Source organism: Bifidobacterium simiiventris, assembly GCF_019331715.1.
In the GTDB taxonomy this organism is placed as follows: Bacteria; Actinomycetota; Actinomycetes; order Actinomycetales; family Bifidobacteriaceae; genus Bifidobacterium; species Bifidobacterium simiiventris.
Genome location: NZ_JAHBBG010000021.1, coordinates 1 through 18,068 on the forward strand (window position 1 = coordinate 1; position 18,068 = coordinate 18,068).

Consider the following 18,068-nt stretch of genomic DNA (forward strand, 5'->3'; position numbering starts at 1 on the left):
GAGCCATCCGACGAGGCACGCGCTAACACGCCACGTCCGCTCCCACGCGTAGGTTTTCAAACAACACCACGCATGGTGCGAGCGTCAGCGTCGCCACTCAACCCATCAAACAACCAAACACGGTGCATGCCGTTCCGAAACAACACTCATAATACTATATGACCTTTTTTGTTCAAAAGATTGACATCTAATTATACTGGTAATCACAAAAAGATACTATTGATTCCTCGTATATGTCAACAACTTAAACATCACATCAAATCTATCAACATTCATTTATATCTATTTAATCAAAAGAGCATACCTCTTAAACCCAGGAATATACGAAAGAATCCATCCGATAAAGAATGAAATCAAAATCACCAGTAGAACTACAATGCAGTACCGAAGCCTAAACATACGTGGCAACAAAGAATAAACATGGGATTCCACTATTGGGATAATAAGAATATGAATTAGATACACAGAGAAAGAAAGCTGAGACAAATATCTAAAGAAGACACAAATCCTATCAGGCAATATAAGTGACGACAATAATTTCCTAAGAATCAAAACAAGAGCACAGGCCGGAAGGAGGACGAACATACTGCCATAAAACTGCTGAGCACTCCCTCTCTTTAATTGCAGGTAGGTCAGACCTATATTACCAAAAAGGCTCAAAAAAAATACTATGAGAAGATACGGAATGCGTATTTCCGACAGAAAAGTTTCATGTATTTTATATCCAATGAATAGATAAACCATCCAAATAGAACCACCCCAAACTGAAGCACCAAAAATATTCATCTCAAGCACTGATTTGATATCTTGGCGAACTTCAAACGATTTAAAAACCTGCTGAAGTGTACATACAATCAAACTAAAGTAAGTAATGCAGAATAGGATAAGCCGAGTATATAAATCATTCTTTTGGACCAAAGAGGCAAAGATTGGAAGTCCTAGGTATAGGCCTATTATCATGGGCATAAACCAAAAAGCTGACCCTGTATCCCCTACAAAAAAAGCAATCCTCACAAACCGGAGAGTTTGATTTACTCCTATATAGCCATTCCTTAACGTATAGAACATATAATAGAGCAAATTCCATATTTCAAATGCACAAAATAATGGGAATAGATTCCTTTTCAAGAATTTATTTAAATAAATACCATCATAACGACGAGGAACCATCAAAAAACCAGTAAGCATAACAAAAACAGGAACACCCATCCATCCCAGAGAATAGATAAATGAACGCGTTACCATAGGCCATGTATTATTATTTACATGGCAAATCACCACCAAACAGATGGCAAGAACCCTTATTATATCCAAAGAGACATCTCTGCTTTTTCCCACTTCTACCTCCGCTTCTCGCCTAGGTTCGATAATGATTCTTTTATACTCTTCTTGAATTTAAGAAATGCGATAAACCGAAACAGGAAAACAACAATATCTGACGAGCCGAATACAATAGAGACCGATAGAACAGAGATATTGTCGGTAGCCCACAGGATCAAACAAGCAATGAGATTGATAATTGCACTGACCATAATTGCCGCATTCGCATAGGTCGCCTTTCCAAGCGGGGAAAGTGCGGGATACCCGAACATGAAGCCGAAGAAACCAAAGAATACGCCAATCACCAAAATACGAAGATACTGACCAGCGGTCGCGTAATTATTACCTAAAATAATCGAGCAAAATTGATCAGCGAAAACAAAAACAAACGAACATCCGGCAAACCAGAACAAGCCACCAAAAAGAAGCACCTTATAGAACATGCTATAATCTTTCTTCCTTACCATAAATGGGTAAAGAGAATCACCAATTGGAGGAATCATCTGCTCACCTGCGGTAGAAATTTTTGTGGCGCCGGAGAACAAGCCCATTTCAATGGATTCTGGAAGAAACTTGACTCCAAGAAAAATAGCACCAAGCGAACCATTGATGCTCACCGAAACACGTGAGATAAAGAACCAGAAGCTTCTCTTGATTGCAGCCAATATATCGGCAACAGATACAATCACAAACCTTATCTCATCTTTACGGATCAAGGAGAACGCCCAAATCAAAGCGATGGTATCAAACACTATCATTGATAACGGATAAAGAATCAAACCACTATCATTCTTAACGAAGAGCAATGTCGTTACCAATATTCCTGATTTAGCAGTCACGGCACGAATAGTAATAGCTCGCATCTGCTCAATGCCACGGAAATACGCATCGGGAAGGAATGCTTTGGCAATTGAATCCACATAGAATAATGAAACTAGCAGCATATGCTGGCGGAGGTTTTCATTAAAAGCTACACAAATCACAAAGGCAACTGTAGATACAACAGCAAGAACGCCTTTAGCGGCCGTCATTGAGGAAATTAATTGGGAAACAACCCTATCTTCTTCCCGATGAACCGATATCTCAGCAGTCGTTGAGAGCTGGAAACCAAATTCCACGATCATTTGAAAGACCAAACAAAGCGAGGTGGAGAATCCGATCAGACCAAACTTTTCAACACTGAGAACACGCGATAAGTAGGGGAATAGAAGAAGACCAATAAAATAATTAGAAAAAGTAAGCGCATAAAGAAATAACGAATTTTTCAAAATACGTTTTCTGTCGCCCATTGCTCACACCCTCTGCTTTTTCCCGAACTTATAACGCCAAACAACCGCACTATATGCCGTAAGATAAGGACTTATCAGAATAGCAGCAGACTTCAATAGCTGCTTCTTCGAGAGATTCCAGGCAAAACTCTGAACAGCCAACTTTCGGCAGGACCTTGAAATATTTCGATAAAATGACTTGTGACTTTTAATGCCTTCTGCACGAATTAAATGCTCAATGGCATATATAGAGGTTGTAAGATACTGATATTCAAGAGCATTATCAACTGCTTTTGAACGCGGAACAAGATGCGTCTTAATGTAATCCATATTCTCGACCGCACCAATCGCCTGTTTTTCTATATTTGGCTTTTTGGTTGCAGACATGGAATTGTCGACATTATATGTATATACGCGCCTAAGTCCTACAGCGATACGATTAGCTTCCGGCAAGACCTGTGTATTGAACTGCATTCCTTCACCGGTCTTTGATTCAAGACGGAATTTTTTACCAGAAATTAGCGTTTTCCGATACAATCGATTCCAGACACCTACATGAATACGATTATAGAAAATATCGCAGAGCATGTCATCGGAAGTAATGCACGAGAAAGCATCATTTGTAATCTGCGTTCTAAACCGAGAGGTAAAGAAATTGCGGCTTATAGCCACATCAGCATCAAATTTTGCAATCAGCGAATACAAATATTCCACGTAATCAGGTTCAAGCCAGTCGTCAGCATCAACAAACGTAATATATTTACCATGACAATTTTCGAGACCAGTATTGCGTCCTCCAGATAATCCAGTATTCATCGAATGATGCAGGACATGAATTCTTGAATCAATTTCAGCAATAGAATCTATAATATGAGAAGTCTGGTCCGATGAACAATCGTCAACAACAATTATCTCAAGATTCCTATATGTCTGGTGCAAAACAGAATTTAAACACCGTCGTATATACTGCTCTACATTGTAAGCATTCACAATCACAGAAATCAAAGGATTTGATATAGGTTCAATCTTTTTACACATAGTTATGCCTCACTGTCTCACGGGAAACTATATTCTCAAGGAACTTATCCACTTTTTTTCTTTCCGCTTCGAGAATTGCATTGACTTCATCAAAATCCACATGTCGATTCACTATATCCAGATCGTCATAGTCTTTTGCATGCATCTGCTCAGAATTAACCAATTTGAGGAATTCCGAGATACGACCCGAATATGCATTAGGATACACGCAGATTGGCTCAGTGTTAAGATTCATCGAGAAAGCCGTGGCATGGAACGAGTCGGTAATGACATATTTTGCATTATCAACAAGCGTTATAAAGTCAAGAATATCCGGAATCACCAGACTCTTCCCCGACCGAAATATTTGATCATATCGAGTACAGAAGCGGTACAACGGCAATCCTGTTTTCTTGGCAACACGTTCTGCATAACGGTCAAAATCAGCATTGCGATTCAAATTGTAAATAAGAATATATTCTTTAGGCATGTTCTTGATGGCATTACCAACCTTCCTCCAAAATTCAGGAGGCATAGCCAAGGTTGGATCCACCACTCGCTGCACATTCGAGAAACCGTATTGATTCTTGACAATATCCACTCCGCTTTCTTCACGGACGGTAATCTCTGTAAAACGGTCAATGTACCGTTTTGAGGATTTCACCTCATCGTCAGGGAGTGTTTTCCTGCCAAAACTCGAAGCATAGGCATACTTCGGTTTCCCGTCCGGCACAAAACTCAAGTAGAAGTAGGGAATGACTCCGCCATTCCAACCGGCATTCCATACCTGATCGCTACCCGAGAAGTAGACATCCGCATCATCTCGGAAATCATTAAAATCAGCCTCAGAATAGTAGACCTTGTCAGTCAGATTGAGATTATTCTTCCTAAACGTTCCAAATACGCTCTTCCAGCGTAGTAAGGTCGGCAAAATAGCCAGGGCTCGTACTGGATTCCCTTGCGCAAATGTATCCAGAAGACCCTTGCCATATGTATCCGGACGACGATAGTCGATGAAGGTAACGTCGTCAAAGTATTCCTTAAGCTTCTCCTGTGTAGCTAAAGCTTGTAATTGTGTTCCATAGTTATCAACCTGATGGAGAGTGATCACTGCAGCTTTCATAAAACCCTGACCTTATATAGGAGATGGATGGTTCAATAATATAACGGAGGCACAATCACATATCGCGCAGAGATGTGAAGAACCACATAGGACAGCAACAGAGCTGTACCCTATTGACGCAGCAATTCATATAATGCCCAGCACCGGTAGTAAGCCCAATATCCCATCTTGAGCAAACGTATTGCGAGCTTATCGCGGCTCGGGGCTTTCGGATCAATGAGAATCGCATGTTCGTTAGCAAGCACGTAACGCCTCAATTCGTCACGTTGCGTGCGATCCGCACCGGAAACCTGTTGCATATAACGCAATACACTCAGTCGAGCATGAACTTGTCGCCTCACGCAAGCACCATGCAAAGCAGGATCGCAATTCTCAGCCTCACGCACCAGTCTGTCCACTGAGTTGATGAATTCGAGTCGCCTCGACGTATATCCGCCGCTTACGATCGAATCATCACGTTTGCAGTAGTAATATACCGGCTTGCTCGCAAAAACGTATGATGACGTCATGTTAAGTAGATCACCAAAAATGTATGTATCCTCATATAGACGGCCCTTGGGATATCGCACATGTTCAAATAACGATCGGTGATACATCTTAGCCCATGCCGATACATTGACGATGCCGTGATATAGCACGCTTTCGAAAGCCTCACGTCGGCTAAGCACAGTCACCGGCTTATCGGCATGATAGTCCAACTCATTGCCCTTGGGCCGTGCGACATAATGCCCGGCTCCTACCATTTTGCATCCGGGAGCATACTGAAACAGAGATAGCAACACTTCCAGATAGTCTTCGGTCACGTAGTCGTCGGAATCGATACATGTGATGTACTCGCCACGAACTCGGTCCAGCCCGTAATTTCGAGCGTCGGACAAGCCACCGTTCTTTTTATGCAGCGATATGATTCGCCCGTCTTTCTGGGCCCATGCATCGCACTTAGCACCGGAACCATCGGTGGAGCCATCGTCCACAGCCAACACCTCAAAATCCCGGAATGTTTGATTGCAAATGGTCTCGAAACATCTGTCCAGATACTTCTCAACGTTATATACCGGAAGAATGATGCTGACCTTGGGAGTCACGGTCTCAGAAACTCTTGTCATACGTCTTCCCTCCAAATTTTGCCATGAGGAATCCGGTGCCCTTTTTCCACCAGTCCACAGGCTCTGGGCTCACCACCGGAAGTTCGGCATAGGAATAACCGTTGGTCTCTAACCATGGATCCAACAGACGCTCACTTACGCGACCAAGATATCGCGCATGAAAAGCATCATACTGAGCCGGATCCAGACGCCGTTCCAGTTCAAAAAGGATGGGGAACATCCATGCGCAATACTGATCAAACTTTTCATGGCTCATAATAAACATATTGAAGATATGCGCTCCACGAGCCTGCATGAGACGATCCCAGGCAGACACATAAGCAGGAGCGAGGTCCATGAGCACCTCACGGCACTGGTCAAACTGCTCTGCATGAAAAGTGTGGCCATAATGGGAATATACGGTTTCAATGTAGTAATTACGCCGCTTCGCGACAATGATGTCATGATCACGGAGAATGGCTCGGACCTCATCTCCAGTTACAATGCGATCGAAACGATCGTTAGCAGTAAGTCTTTTCCACATGTTCCGAGTGGCCAAATGACGCCTATAATGAACCAGTCCTTTATATGCGGAATGATCGTTCTTCCACAACCAGTACAGACCAGTAAGCTCTGAATAATATCCGTTGCGGTTCGAAATATTGTCACCGGTATCATCACCTACCATGTCCGGACAAACATCAGGATGCAATGCAGCCCCGACATGCAACGGAAGATACATAGGATCTGTGGGCATACGATATGGCTTGTGCGTTGCAACACCAACGCATATATCAGTATTACGTTCGAACCTTGTCATAAATAATTTCACCTGTACTACTAAATGGATAATATATAATGCTTACGGTTCAGGAAAAAGAAACATTAGGTGCAAATATAAACGTATAGGGCATGACATCATTACCATTTTTTATGAAAATGGTAACAACAGTCAAGAGAACAAAGTAAAGCAAGAAAGTTCCTGCACACCCGAATTGCACCACACGTTTCTTACATCCTGCAATGAGATACACGATTGCAGCGTAATAAAACATCCAGAAGAATTCCGACATTCGAGTCAAAACCATGACTCCGTAGAAAGCATTCTGAGATATAACGAACAAAGCGGTTCCCGCCATAACAACATCGTCGGAGGAAACAAGCAGATCCTTTTTCTCTTGGTTGCCCACCTTGGCAAAAAAACGAGATAAAAGATTACTCTTCCACTCCGTTAACGAGTATATTATCAATACGGCATTAGGAACGACAAGCTTCAATAATGCAAATTTATTACGATCAAGGAATTGCGAATCATTCAGGTAATGCTGCCAACGATCAGGAACAAGCGGCTCAACCAATAATATTAATTGGTGAATATCAACAAGAATGAATATCAAAGACAAGCAATATAAAATAATAAGGAAAACGTGCGTCACCTTTGACTTCATTAAAACCGCCAGGACAGGAACAAGTATGAAAATTATTGCGGCACTATGACACGATACGGCAGCGGCAAATACAAACAACGATCCAATCCAGTGCTTCCTAAGAAATAAGAGGAAAGAAATGAGGCACAGACTGATCGCATAATACTGACGAACTAAGTTAAGAGACGAAAAGAAAGCACCACCGAAATAGAACAGCACCACGAAAAGAGACCAGTATCGAGCTGGAACCAAATAGTATGCCACGGCAAATATCGATCCGCAAACAAGCAAGCCGCCTACTACAAACAGAATCTCTACCGGTAATCCTAACTCACTGATTAACAGGTTGAAGTAAGCATACCCCTTTTCCACATAAACTTCATCTGGCCCGGATTCCTGTATCCAGTGGAATATATCGATATGATGCTGGTAATCTTTACCAACATCATATCGTAGGGCAGTTAGAAGAAATAAGATAAAAAGAGGAGCACCTAGATATGAGCCCGCATACATATAAGCATGTGTAATGTTTCGTATATGAATGGCCTTTTCAGAAGCATGCTTCAGACCAGTATCTAGCTGACTGACACTAGTCATATAATTGACTATTGCAAAAATAAGCAATACGACAAACACCGACGAATATATGATCATGGTAAATATCTTTCACATGTTGTCATCATGCTTTGCATAACGAAGACCAGCGCAAGAAAAACTATGCCGCAAACTCGGGAGATCAGCATCCCGGCACGATGTCCAACGCATGCACCTCATTATGCTGCGAGAGCAACAACGCCACCGACAACCCCACATAACCAGTACCAGCAACCGCGATCTTCATAGTTCTTCCCATCAGCTCGACGTTCGTTCAGGCATCGCCGCCGAAACGGCAACAATATACAGAATTATATGGCCGCAGGGGGAGAAGGCAAGGCGGTGACCTCTTATACCGGTCTACGGGATACGCTCAGCAGGGGAAGCAGCCGAGATCCTGTGACTTCGGCATCGCAGCCGCCTCACCGTTTACTTAAACGGCTCACCGTCCCTGCCCATAAAAATCTTCAGTACTGTACTCCTTCCATTTGAGATACATTTCTCGATAGTTCTTCTTGATGAACCTTTGGATGGTGGCAACTTCTTTCGCGGTGAGTCTTCCTTGCCGTTCAAGGGTTGTATCGCCGTTGGCCTTCACAAAGAACTTCGCCGATCCCGCTTCCGTGAGTTTGGTGTCACTCGCATGTACATGCATGCATTCGATGACACAGAACGAAGTGAAGTAGAGATAGTACCCAGCAACCATAAATTGGAAGTACTTAGGCATGAGCTGTCTCCAAGAATTCCTTGTTGTTTTGGTAATAATCCCGCACAATGCCCACTTCCAGATCATTCATACTGGTTTCAAGCACATTGCCCTCATCATCAAGCACTACAGCCGAATCCGGCGAATTAAGGTTCAGCACCTTAACGTGTCCGTCCTCGGTGCGAGTGAATGCGTAACCATTCACAATCATTCCCGCGGCACCGGCCACTGCTGCAATATCAGGCATGGGACACCTCCACCTTCTTGATCGGACGCAAGAACCTGTCGGCATTGATATAGAGGTCATTGAGCACCGGTGCAAGATCAATGTACTCTTCCTCGGAAGAATCGTTGTGACGGTACTTCGCATCCACGACGAGATAACCGTTGTCCCATTGCTTGACTTTAGTGTATCGTTCCAGCGAATAGGGAGCACGGAACCTGATACAAGCCTTCCCGTATTCGAACACAGTGAATCCGTTCTCAGCACTCAGATACGCGGTATCGTTTACCAAGTCGGAAGCATCAGCAGTCAATGGCATGGTCTGACTCCTTCCCGATCAACATCGCTAACGGTCTATCTAATTATAGGTAGATGCATCAAGGAACCTGCAGACGATTGACTCATACACTCGTCGCAATCTAGAACAGTCGGTTCAGCACTCGATACAGTCTGCACATCCGATCCCGGATCGAAGACGACCGGCGAAGACGCGCCCCAGTCATCGACCGATACAAGCCAATCAGCCAAAGTAGGAAACAAAAACGGTCCAAAGTAGGAAATGAAAACGGTCCAAAGTAGGAAACGAAAACGGTCCAAAGTAGGAAACGAAAACGGTCCAAAACAGGAAACGGGAGCACAGCAACGACCACCGCAGCCACCGCATATCAGCCAAATATAAGGTTTCACGAGACATCATCACCACCTTCGCTCACCACGTTGCGGCCGAGATCCGGGCGTGACCTAGCCACGCTGCGCCCGCGGTCCAGCCGTAATCTCCACAGTCCGCGCACCCCCAAAGACGCGGACGCATAGTAAGGTAGAGAAGCAGTATGGGAAAAATGGGGCGCTCCGCTGCCGCGGCGCGTCGGTCGCGCGGTGGTACAGACCCCACCTCCCTTCGCTGCGCGTCCTTACCGAGCAACAGGGGGGGGGGAGAAGACTATGGCGGAGAAGAGCACGACACCGAAGATGGAACAGGACGAGGACATGGCCACCCAGGAGATCCATGTCACCTCGCCTCGCGCCCGCGTGGTGGGCATGCGCGTCGACAGCGGTCACGCCAGCGACGACTACTACCAGCAGCCCATCCAGACCACGTTCTTTGACGGCTCCTACACGTCAGCGGCGTCCAGCACGCCGTCCGCCGCGGCATCGGCCTCGCGGCTCGGCAGCGGTACCACCGGCACCGCCCGCAATGCCAGCGCAACCACCCGCACAGCTCGCGCGATGCCGACCATCCCCGCCTGGCAGCTGTACTACAATCTCGCGCTCGTCCTGCTCGACGCGATGATGATGCTCCTGAGCTGCTCCATCATCTACGCCGTGCGCCCCGACATCATCATGACGGTGACCGACCAGCTGCCCGGCGGCTTCCTGATCACCACCGCCACGTTCTGCGCGGTCTGGATCGTCTCGCTCGCGATCATCAAAAGCTACCATCGTCACACCATGGGCGAGGGCTACTCGCTGTATGCGAAGATCCTCACCGCCGCGCTCATCGACTTCATCGCCGTCTGCTCGATCGGCTTCCTGTTCAACGTGCCGTATCCGCGCACGCTGGTCGTACTGGCGCCGGTGATCGCCGCCGTCATCACCACGGTCGAACGCTGGATCATGCGTCGCGTGCTGCACGCCAACCGCCGTCGCGGCGAATTCAACTTCCCCACCGTGCTCGTCGGCTCGCCGGAAGGCATTCACGAGACGATCGACAAGCTCACCACGACCATGGGTCTGTCTGCCGGCTACGCGCCGATCGCGGTCTGCCCCATCGCCGCGGTCTCCAACGACAGCGACCCGGACGCGCCGCAGCACCTCATCGCCGTGCCGTTTGAACCGCGCAACGACCAGGAGGCCCGCCTGCGCGTGCTCGCGCTCAACTCGCACCTCGCGCAGACCGCCAAGCATCTCGGCGCGCAGAGCGTGCTCATCACCGACGTGCTCACCCGCGATTCGGAAACCATGCGCACCCTCTCGCTCGCCGTGGAATCGGCGAACATGGAGCTCGCGATCACCGCGTCCGTGGCCGACATCGGCGGCGGCCGACTCGTGCTGCGCAATGATTCCGCGCTGCCGATCCTGTCCGCCAGCCTGCCGCAGTACTCGTGGCCGACGCGCCTGTGCAAGCGCACGATGGATATCCTCGGCTCGCTCGTCGCGCTCATCCCGGGCATGATCATCATCGGACTAGTGGCTATCGCCATCAAGCTTGAGGACGGCGGCCCGGTGTTCTACAAGCAGGAGCGCATCGGCATCTACGGCAAGCCGTTCTACTGCCTGAAGATCCGTTCCATGCGCGTCGACGCCGACAAGATGGACGCCGAAGTGGCCAAGGCCGCCGGCGTGGAGCTCGGCGCCACGTTCAAGGTGAAGAACGATCCGCGCATCACGCGCGTGGGCAAGTTCATCCGCAAGACCTCGATCGACGAGATCCCGCAGTTCATCAACGTGATCCGTGGCGACATGTCGCTTGTCGGCCCGCGACCGCAGCGCCAGTACGAGGTCGACCAGTACTCGCCGCTGTATTCGACGCGACTGCTCGTGCGGCCGGGCATCACCGGTCCGTGGCAGATCGGCGGCCGCAACGACCTGAGTCAGGAGGACGCCGAGTTCCTCGACGTGAACTACGTGGAGAACTGGTCGTTGATGACCGACATCGCGATCCTCATCAAGACGGTCGGCGTGGTGCTGCGCGGGGATGGCGCGTACTGATCGGCGCGCGATGCTGTTGCTGGCGGCACTAGCGTGCCGCGGACGCTCCCCCAGTCAGCCTGCGGCTGACAGCCCCCTCAGCCGAGGGGGCCGAGACTCTTGAGCATCGCGCAACGACGCGCGATTCCGATACAACAGGCGCATCACCGCAGCACGCCTAGAACGCGTCACTCGGTTTCGAGGGTGGCGAGGAGGGCCTTGTGATCGGAACCGGCGATGGTTTCGGTGGCGAGTTGCCCGATCTTCACACCGCGGTTCTTCGCATACACGATGTGATCGATTTCGATCAGCGAAGGGATCTTCGAGTTCGCGGGATACGTGAAGTGGAAGCCCTCGCCGGCCTGCTCGCCCGCGTCGACGAAACTGTCGCCGAGCAGCGAACGGAAACGCGGATGGTCCCACGTCGAATTGAAGTCGCCCATGATCACATATGACCAGTCGTAGTTCTTCAGATCACTGATCGTGCTCAGTCCCGAACTCCACACGCCCTGGTTGCCGCGCGTGGGCGAGCTCGGATGCGCGGCCACGAACCGCACCGTCGCCTTGCCGATCTGCACCGAACCGGCCGGCATCTGCGAGGCCTCCGTGGGCAGCAGGCTCTCCGAAATGTTGCTCATCGGAGCCATCGTCCACAGGCCGTTGATGCCGCCGTTGTCGCCCGCCGTCGCGACCGACGTCACGTAATACGGCAGCACATCGTATAGGCCGGCCTCCTGCAACGCGGTGAGCAGGCTGTCGCTGACCTCCTCGAGCGCCAGCACCTCCACATGCTGCGTGCGAACGGTTGCGACGATCTGCTGCGCGCTGGCCTTGCCTTCCCTGGTGTTCAGCGTCATGATACGGGCAACGTTGTCATCGGTGGCGGCGGCCGATGCAACCGTTTGCTTCGCGGTTTCAGAGATCTTCACGGCCGGCATGAAATAACCGATATGCCACATGACCTGCACCGCGACGCACGCGAGCGCGACCAGCGTGAGCAGCTTGCGCCGCCACAGCACAGCCAGTACGAGGACCACCACGGCGATGATGCCGAAAATCGGCACGAACGCAAGGATTTCTGGCAGCGCGCGGCCATCCTGATCGACCTTGTTGGTCTCGCGCAACACCATGATGCCGATGCACGGAAGCATGGCCACCCACAGGAAGAAACTGAGGAACCCGTGCTTGCCTGGCTTGGTGAACCAGTTGCCGCGCTTGGAACGGTTGCGCTCCGGGGCCTGCGACGATGAGGCGTATACGTTGTTGTTCATGATATTGGAGGCATTGTTGATGGCGGCCGCACCGGGCTGCCGCTGCGGTTGGACGGCCGGCTGCACGGGCTGCGGAACCGGTCGGACAGACTGTTGGACCGGCTGTACGGGCTGTTGGGCCGGTCGGACGGACTGGACCTGGACCGGCGGTACATACTGCGTCGGTGTGGACTCGAACGACGCCGAGCCAGGCGCGACAGACGAGGGTTGAGCAGGAGCCGGCGGAACCGGCGGTACGTATTGCGTCGGCGTAACCTCGAACTGCGACGCGACGGCAGATCCCCTCAGCCCGGCCGCGCCAGACTGCTGCAACGGCTGCGCAATCGGCTGGGTCTCGTAGACCTCAGGCATCGCCGCGGCAGGAGCGGCGGACGGGGCAGGCGGCGCTGGGACCGCAGGCATCGCGCGCGTCTCGCCGTCCTGTGAACCGTCGCCATCCTCCGCTCGCTGCCAGTCGAAACGATGGCCGTACACGGCATCGTATTCAGGATCGGACGGCTCGTACTGCGGTCTGTTCTGCCATCCTGCGCCGTTCGTCGGTTCGGTCATACGCATCCCCTCTATATCGCACGCATATCGCCCACGTTGTCATTCATCATCAGTCATCATCAGTTCGTCGGTGTCACGCACGCCACACATCACACCATGCGCATATGGTACTTCTCGGCCAGCGCCGCGATGTCCGGCCGGCCGTACTGCTCCACCAAATCCAACCACTTGCGGCTGTTCTCCTCGCCGAACCGCGCGGCTTTCGCGGTGTACGCATCGACCGACAGGAACTTCGGCGGCGTGGACTTGCTGTGGAACTTGTCGGCCACCATCACCGTCTCCTGCTCGAGGTTGACGGGCACGTAATCGGCCGGCGGCAGCGGCAGCTCCTGCCGGATCACCTCGTCCTTGGTGAGCCCGACGCCGGTGTGGTTGCGGGCGAACTGCGCGATCGACTCGTCCACGCCCTGCCCGAGCAGCCACTCGTAGCCGAGCAGACCGTGCAGAATATAGCGTTTGCCGCTGAACTTGAGCGGCTCGCCGTCCGTGCCGTCGTGCTTGAGCACCTGATACGTGCCGATGTCGTGCAGCAGGCCGCCGATCATCACAAGATGCTCGTCGAGCAGGCGAGGCGGCACCTTGCCGCCTTCCACTCCCCCGGTCGGCGGCACCGCGGCGCAGTCCAGCTCGCCGGATTCGGTGTGCGGCAGCGTACAGCGACGCATGAACAGCGCGTTCTGGCGGCGGGCCAGCTGGCATGCGATGGTCGCGACGATCACGCAATGCGTGTGGATGAGATCATAGGCGGCTTCGGACGGCGCGATCCGGCGATGCAGTTCGTCGATCTGCTCAATCGTGGGAATGTATCCGGTCATACGGCCATTGTAGGGCGGGCAACCGATTGGCCGGGCAACCGCCGAGGAAGCGGAAACCGGACGACTGCCGGATATCCGCCAAGGCAGATGATCGAGATCGGCCTGCCGACCGGCATGCCGATCGAGGTCAAACGGCTGACCGGTCGGCCACAATCAGATCGAACGCACGCGGAACTGGCCGGTGCGGTTCGAAGCGACGATCATCTCGTCGTTGTGCAGCCGCGTCCATCCGTCGGCCTCGGACTGCTCGAAACCGGAGCTGGCCACGACCACGCCGCCCTTGCCCGCGCCATGGTCGTCGAGCGCGGAACCGTCGAGCGAACGGTAGCGCAGCACGCGATAGTCGTGCGCCTGCTCGCCGCGGCCGTACCGGTCGTACACTTCGACGATACGATCGCTGGTCACCTCGCGACCGGCCGCGCACAGCGCGATGAACTGGTCCTCGCTCTGGATCATGCAGTTGTAGCTCGACTTCGGATAGGTCTGGCGCAGCTGGCGCACGGCCTGCGCGACGGCCTCGTCGAGCGCGAAGCCGAACCCGATGAACTCGAGGATGACGGAGAAGAAGATCGCCGAATCGGACTGGCCGCCGGTCGCCAGGAACGCGCCCTGGTTGACCGGATAGCTGCGGTTGTTGACGATGTTGACGCCGTGTTCGTCGGAGATGTCGCCGTTGTGGATGAACGTGAGGCCGTTCGCGTAGAACGGCTGCTGGTTCTCGAGGATGAGCGGCAGGTTCGAACTGGCGAGACGCAGATGCCACAGGGCACCGCGCGCGGGAGCATTCGCGAAGTCGGGAAACACCGAATCGTAGCGCGCGGCGACCGTGCTTTTATACAGTTGGACACCGGTTTCCGGCGCGGGCGCGCCGCCGTCCCGGGTGTAGGGCGGTTCGACGGGCTTCGACAGCAATCCCACACCCCAACCATCGTTGTGGATCTCGCTGAGCTCACGAAACTCGTCTACGGCAGGTTGACCGAGCACGGCCGCAAGGCTCGTATTGGCCCCGGCCGTCGCGTATCCCAGTAATCTGCACATGGTTATGTACTGTACCGGACGCGCGGCGGCCGCACGACGGCGTGGCTATAGGAGTTGCTTATAGCGGTCTATCGTGGATTATTCTCCGGATCGCGGCACGTCGGAAACGCTGTCGGCAGAACGATCAGCAGAACGATCGGCAGAACGATCAACAGTACGATCGGACGGCTTACCGGCGACATGATCGGCCATCTGACCGGCGGCATGATCGCGTCCGGCCGCACCGTCGTTGCCGTCGACCGTATCCGTACCGTTCTTCAGCTGCGGCACCGGATCGGTGATGCGCTGCATCACCACCGTCGTCTCACCGTCCGCAACCGTACGCAGCGGCCGGCGCAAGGCCGCGTCCTGCACGGCCGCGTTCGCCGCGCGCGCCCACGACTTGTTCGACGGGACCGGCTGGCTGACCACGCCGAATCCCGCGTCGGCCGCATCCGCGGACAGGCCGGCGCCGTTCTCGCTCATGCGTCCCTCGCTGCCCGGCTTGCGCAGCGTGACGCGCTTGAGCCGCGGCGGACGGCGCGTGGCGATGAACAGCGGCTGCACCTCGACGATCGGGTTGAACGGCGCCAGACCGAACCATTTGAACGGCGAGCCGGCGATGTGGCGGATCGCGTACTTGGTGCGCAGCGCGACCGCACCCAGCGCCGTGACCTTCGACTCGGGCATGAGATCCTTGTGAATGAGCACGTAGCGGATCGTGCCGATGCCGGGGTCGGCGTCGACCTTCGGATAGATCGACTTCTGTTCGGGCAGTTCGCCGGTGCGGCTCAGATCATGCATGATCTGGTGCAGGTACGGCGGAATCGACTGCGACACCTTGAATCCCAGCCGGATGCGCACGCGGAACAGGTATTCGGTGCCGAAATTCTCCACCGAATACTCGCGCGTGAACGGCTCGTCGGTGGTCTGCACCGACACGACCCACCATGCGCGCGCACGCTTGGGATGCTCGGCGAAGATCGAGAAGAACACGTCGGTGTCGAGCCGCTTCATTTCCGGATCGGCGGTCAGGTAGACGATGTTGTCGGCGAAATACGGGATGCGGAAGTCGCCGTGCAGCCGGCCGAGGATCGGCAGAAAATCGGCCGGACGCATGTGCCGGCGCTGCGAACGTTCAATCTTCGTGCCGCGATCCCACGTATACATGATGAACAGGATCGCGAGCGTGAGCAGCATGGTGAACCAGCCGCCGTGCAGGAACTTCGCCATCGACGCGATGAAGAACATGGTCTGGATGGCGAGGAAAACGAACAGGAAGACGATCGCACCGACGCGACGGCCTGCGTACCAGATGTAGACCGCGAGCAGGATCGTGGTGGTGATCATCGTGATGGTGAGCGCCAGTCCATACGCGGCCGAGATGTGTTCGGAGTCGCGGAACATGGCGAGGACGGACAGCGTGGCGGCCAGCAGCACGCCGTTGACGACCGGAATGTACAGCTGGCCGCGGGTGCTGGCCGGGTAGCGCACCTGCAGGTGCGGCATCCAGTTGAGTCGGGTCGCCTCGGAAACCATCGTGAACGCGCCGGTGATCAGCGCCTGCGAGGCGATCACGCCGGCGGTGACCGACAGTACGACCGCCACGTAGCGGACGTTCGTGTTCATCATCTGGAAGAATGGGTTGAGGCTGGCGATATGCGCGAGCTGCGCGTTGTGCTGGTTCCTGAGCATCCACGCGCCCTGGCCGAAATAGCACAGCACGAGCGAGATCTTGATGAACGGCCAGGTGAAGTAGATGTTGCCGCGGCCGACATGGCCCATGTCGGAGTACAGCGCCTCCGCGCCGGTGGTGGACAGGAACACGGTGCCCATCAGCGCGATGCCGGCGGCGTTGTGCGGGCTGAACAGGAACCGGATGCCGTACACCGGGTTGAGCGCGGCGAACACCGTCCAATCGTTAGACAAGTTCACGGCCCCCACAACCGCCAGGAACGTGAACCACACCAGCACGATCGAGCCGAACACCCTGCCGATGCTTTCCGTTCCGCGCGATTGCACCGCGAACAGCACCACTATGATCACCACCGTGATCATCAGCGTCAGATCGGGATCGCTGTCGAACAGCCCCTCGAGCGGCGGCAACGTCTTCAGACCTTCGACTGCGGAACTGATCGAGACGGCCGGCGTGAGCACCGAATCGGCGAGAAACGCCGCGCCGCCGACCATCGCCGGAATGGCCAGCCATGTGCCATGCTTGCGGATCAGCGAATACAGCGCGAAGATGCCGCCCTCGCCGTTGTTGTCGATGCGCATTGCAATGAACACGTACTTGACGGTCGTGATCAGCGTGATCGACCAGAAAATCAGCGACAGCAGACCGAGCACGGCCTCACGGTCGGCATTCGCCAAGCCGCCCTGACCCGACAGAAACGTCTGCGCGGTGTACAGCGGCGAGGTGCCGATGTCGCCGTAGACCACGCCGAGCGCGACGAGCGCCAGCGACCACGTGATCTTGTTCGGGCCGGACTGCAGACGCGCCCACCAGCGACCGAGCGGCCCCTTGCTCTCGGTCTCGGCGAGCTTCACGGCCTCTTTCTGCTCGGCCATGCGCCGCTTTTCAAGTTCTTCTTTTTCCTCTTTGGTGAGGGTTCGTTTGGAAACCTTGGGCGCGTTCGTGAACGTGTCGGCCTTCAGCAAGGTTTCGTCGGGTTGTTGCGTCATAACGTGTTCCTCCACAATGGCGGAGGACCTTCCCCCGCCTTGCACCACCTCGCATAGCAAAAGCCCGCCGGATGTGAACCTCCGACGGGCTTCTTCGCTGCTTAGGCGCCAGTCTAGGCGCGTTTGAGATTTTTGCCAACTTTTCACAGATCGGCGACCGTGTTTGTTGTTTTGATGGATGGGTTGGTATGACGAGAGGCTTCTAGGCAGAATGGGTGGTGCCTTAAACCTAACCGTTCTAGCGAAGGAGCCTCCGTGGTCAAGGGTAGCAGTGTTAGTG

15 protein-coding genes are annotated in these 18,068 nt (G+C 53.2%); 1 reads left to right on the forward strand and 14 read right to left on the reverse strand.

Annotated features, from left to right (window positions below):
• Nucleotides 1-282: 282 nt before the first annotated feature.
• The 10 genes from KIH76_RS11290 to KIH76_RS11335 all read right to left on the reverse strand — a co-directional run bounded on the left by KIH76_RS11290 (nt 283) and on the right by KIH76_RS11335 (nt 9,082).
• Nucleotides 283-1,338, reverse strand: a complete 1,056-nt coding sequence (locus KIH76_RS11290; protein WP_219070762.1) for an acyltransferase — start codon at nt 1,336-1,338, stop codon at nt 283-285.
• A gap of 2 nt (nt 1,339-1,340) precedes the next feature.
• Nucleotides 1,341-2,609, reverse strand: a complete 1,269-nt coding sequence (locus KIH76_RS11295; RefSeq protein ID WP_214374815.1) for an oligosaccharide flippase family protein — start codon at nt 2,607-2,609, stop codon at nt 1,341-1,343.
• 3 nt (nt 2,610-2,612) lie between these two features.
• Nucleotides 2,613-3,626 carry a glycosyltransferase family 2 protein gene (locus KIH76_RS11300; protein ID WP_214374814.1) on the reverse strand — a complete coding sequence of 338 codons (1,014 nt, stop codon included), beginning with the start codon at nt 3,624-3,626 and terminating at the stop codon, nt 2,613-2,615.
• A complete protein-coding gene (locus KIH76_RS11305; RefSeq protein WP_214374813.1) occupies nt 3,619-4,728 on the reverse strand; it encodes a polysaccharide pyruvyl transferase family protein in 1,110 nt (369 codons plus the stop codon). The genes KIH76_RS11300 and KIH76_RS11305 overlap by 8 nt, the downstream gene beginning before the upstream one ends.
• A 110-nt stretch (nt 4,729-4,838) precedes the next feature.
• Entirely contained in the window at nt 4,839-5,834 is a 996-nt protein-coding gene (locus KIH76_RS11310; RefSeq protein ID WP_214374812.1) for a glycosyltransferase family 2 protein, read from the reverse strand.
• Nucleotides 5,818-6,633 carry a DUF4422 domain-containing protein gene (locus tag KIH76_RS11315; RefSeq protein WP_214374811.1) on the reverse strand — a complete coding sequence of 272 codons (816 nt, stop codon included), beginning with the start codon at nt 6,631-6,633 and terminating at the stop codon, nt 5,818-5,820. Before KIH76_RS11315 ends, KIH76_RS11310 begins: the two co-directional genes overlap by 17 nt.
• A 49-nt stretch (nt 6,634-6,682) precedes the next feature.
• Nucleotides 6,683-7,894: an EpsG family protein gene (locus KIH76_RS11320; protein ID WP_214374810.1), complete on the reverse strand. Its 1,212-nt coding sequence runs from the start codon at nt 7,892-7,894 to the stop codon at nt 6,683-6,685.
• Between the two features lie 382 nt (nt 7,895-8,276).
• Nucleotides 8,277-8,561 carry a DUF4160 domain-containing protein gene (locus KIH76_RS11325; protein WP_214374809.1) on the reverse strand — a complete coding sequence of 95 codons (285 nt, stop codon included), beginning with the start codon at nt 8,559-8,561 and terminating at the stop codon, nt 8,277-8,279.
• Entirely contained in the window at nt 8,554-8,787 is a 234-nt protein-coding gene (locus tag KIH76_RS11330; protein ID WP_214374808.1) for a DUF7723 family protein, read from the reverse strand. Before KIH76_RS11330 ends, KIH76_RS11325 begins: the two co-directional genes overlap by 8 nt.
• Nucleotides 8,780-9,082, reverse strand: a complete 303-nt coding sequence (locus tag KIH76_RS11335; RefSeq protein WP_219070763.1) for a DUF7724 family protein — start codon at nt 9,080-9,082, stop codon at nt 8,780-8,782. Before KIH76_RS11335 ends, KIH76_RS11330 begins: the two co-directional genes overlap by 8 nt.
• Before the next feature lie 623 nt (nt 9,083-9,705).
• Here KIH76_RS11335 and KIH76_RS11340 point away from each other — a divergent pair.
• Nucleotides 9,706-11,472 carry a sugar transferase gene (locus KIH76_RS11340; RefSeq protein WP_219070764.1) on the forward strand — a complete coding sequence of 589 codons (1,767 nt, stop codon included), beginning with the start codon at nt 9,706-9,708 and terminating at the stop codon, nt 11,470-11,472.
• 167 nt (nt 11,473-11,639) lie between these two features.
• On the opposite strand, the gene KIH76_RS11345 is transcribed toward KIH76_RS11340, so the two are convergent.
• From KIH76_RS11345 to KIH76_RS11360, 4 genes are all read right to left on the reverse strand, one after another.
• Nucleotides 11,640-13,271, reverse strand: a complete 1,632-nt coding sequence (locus tag KIH76_RS11345) for an endonuclease/exonuclease/phosphatase family protein (RefSeq protein WP_219070765.1) — start codon at nt 13,269-13,271, stop codon at nt 11,640-11,642.
• 89 nt (nt 13,272-13,360) lie between these two features.
• Nucleotides 13,361-14,086 (reverse strand): HD domain-containing protein, encoded by a 726-nt coding sequence (locus KIH76_RS11350; RefSeq protein WP_219070766.1) that lies wholly within the window; start codon nt 14,084-14,086, stop codon nt 13,361-13,363.
• A 153-nt stretch (nt 14,087-14,239) separates the two neighbouring features.
• Entirely contained in the window at nt 14,240-15,124 is an 885-nt protein-coding gene (locus KIH76_RS11355; RefSeq protein WP_219070767.1) for a class II glutamine amidotransferase, read from the reverse strand.
• Nucleotides 15,125-15,202: 78 nt separating this feature from the next.
• Complete coding sequence (locus KIH76_RS11360) at nt 15,203-17,788, reverse strand: KUP/HAK/KT family potassium transporter (RefSeq protein WP_219070769.1); 2,586 nt, start codon at nt 17,786-17,788, stop codon at nt 15,203-15,205.
• Between the last annotated feature and the right edge of the window lie 280 nt (nt 17,789-18,068).

Bases quoted from the DNA above. Each gene is read 5' to 3' on its own strand.
- KIH76_RS11300 (WP_214374814.1), bottom strand. From the start codon at position 3,626: ATGTGTAAAAAGATTGAACCTATATCAAATCCTTTGATTTCTGTGATT.
- KIH76_RS11350 (WP_219070766.1), bottom strand. From the start codon at position 14,086: ATGACCGGATACATTCCCACGATTGAGCAGATCGACGAACTGCATCGC.
- KIH76_RS11305 (WP_214374813.1), bottom strand. From the start codon at position 4,728: ATGAAAGCTGCAGTGATCACTCTCCATCAGGTTGATAACTATGGAACA.
- KIH76_RS11340 (WP_219070764.1), top strand. From the start codon at position 9,706: ATGGCGGAGAAGAGCACGACACCGAAGATGGAACAGGACGAGGACATG.
- KIH76_RS11310 (WP_214374812.1), bottom strand. From the start codon at position 5,834: ATGACAAGAGTTTCTGAGACCGTGACTCCCAAGGTCAGCATCATTCTT.
- KIH76_RS11345 (WP_219070765.1), bottom strand. From the start codon at position 13,271: ATGACCGAACCGACGAACGGCGCAGGATGGCAGAACAGACCGCAGTAC.
- KIH76_RS11325 (WP_214374809.1), bottom strand. From the start codon at position 8,561: ATGCCTAAGTACTTCCAATTTATGGTTGCTGGGTACTATCTCTACTTC.
- KIH76_RS11330 (WP_214374808.1), bottom strand. From the start codon at position 8,787: ATGCCTGATATTGCAGCAGTGGCCGGTGCCGCGGGAATGATTGTGAAT.
- KIH76_RS11335 (WP_219070763.1), bottom strand. From the start codon at position 9,082: ATGCCATTGACTGCTGATGCTTCCGACTTGGTAAACGATACCGCGTAT.
- KIH76_RS11320 (WP_214374810.1), bottom strand. From the start codon at position 7,894: ATGATCATATATTCGTCGGTGTTTGTCGTATTGCTTATTTTTGCAATA.
- KIH76_RS11355 (WP_219070767.1), bottom strand. From the start codon at position 15,124: ATGTGCAGATTACTGGGATACGCGACGGCCGGGGCCAATACGAGCCTT.
- KIH76_RS11315 (WP_214374811.1), bottom strand. From the start codon at position 6,633: ATGACAAGGTTCGAACGTAATACTGATATATGCGTTGGTGTTGCAACG.
- KIH76_RS11295 (WP_214374815.1), bottom strand. From the start codon at position 2,609: ATGGGCGACAGAAAACGTATTTTGAAAAATTCGTTATTTCTTTATGCG.
- KIH76_RS11360 (WP_219070769.1), bottom strand. From the start codon at position 17,788: ATGACGCAACAACCCGACGAAACCTTGCTGAAGGCCGACACGTTCACG.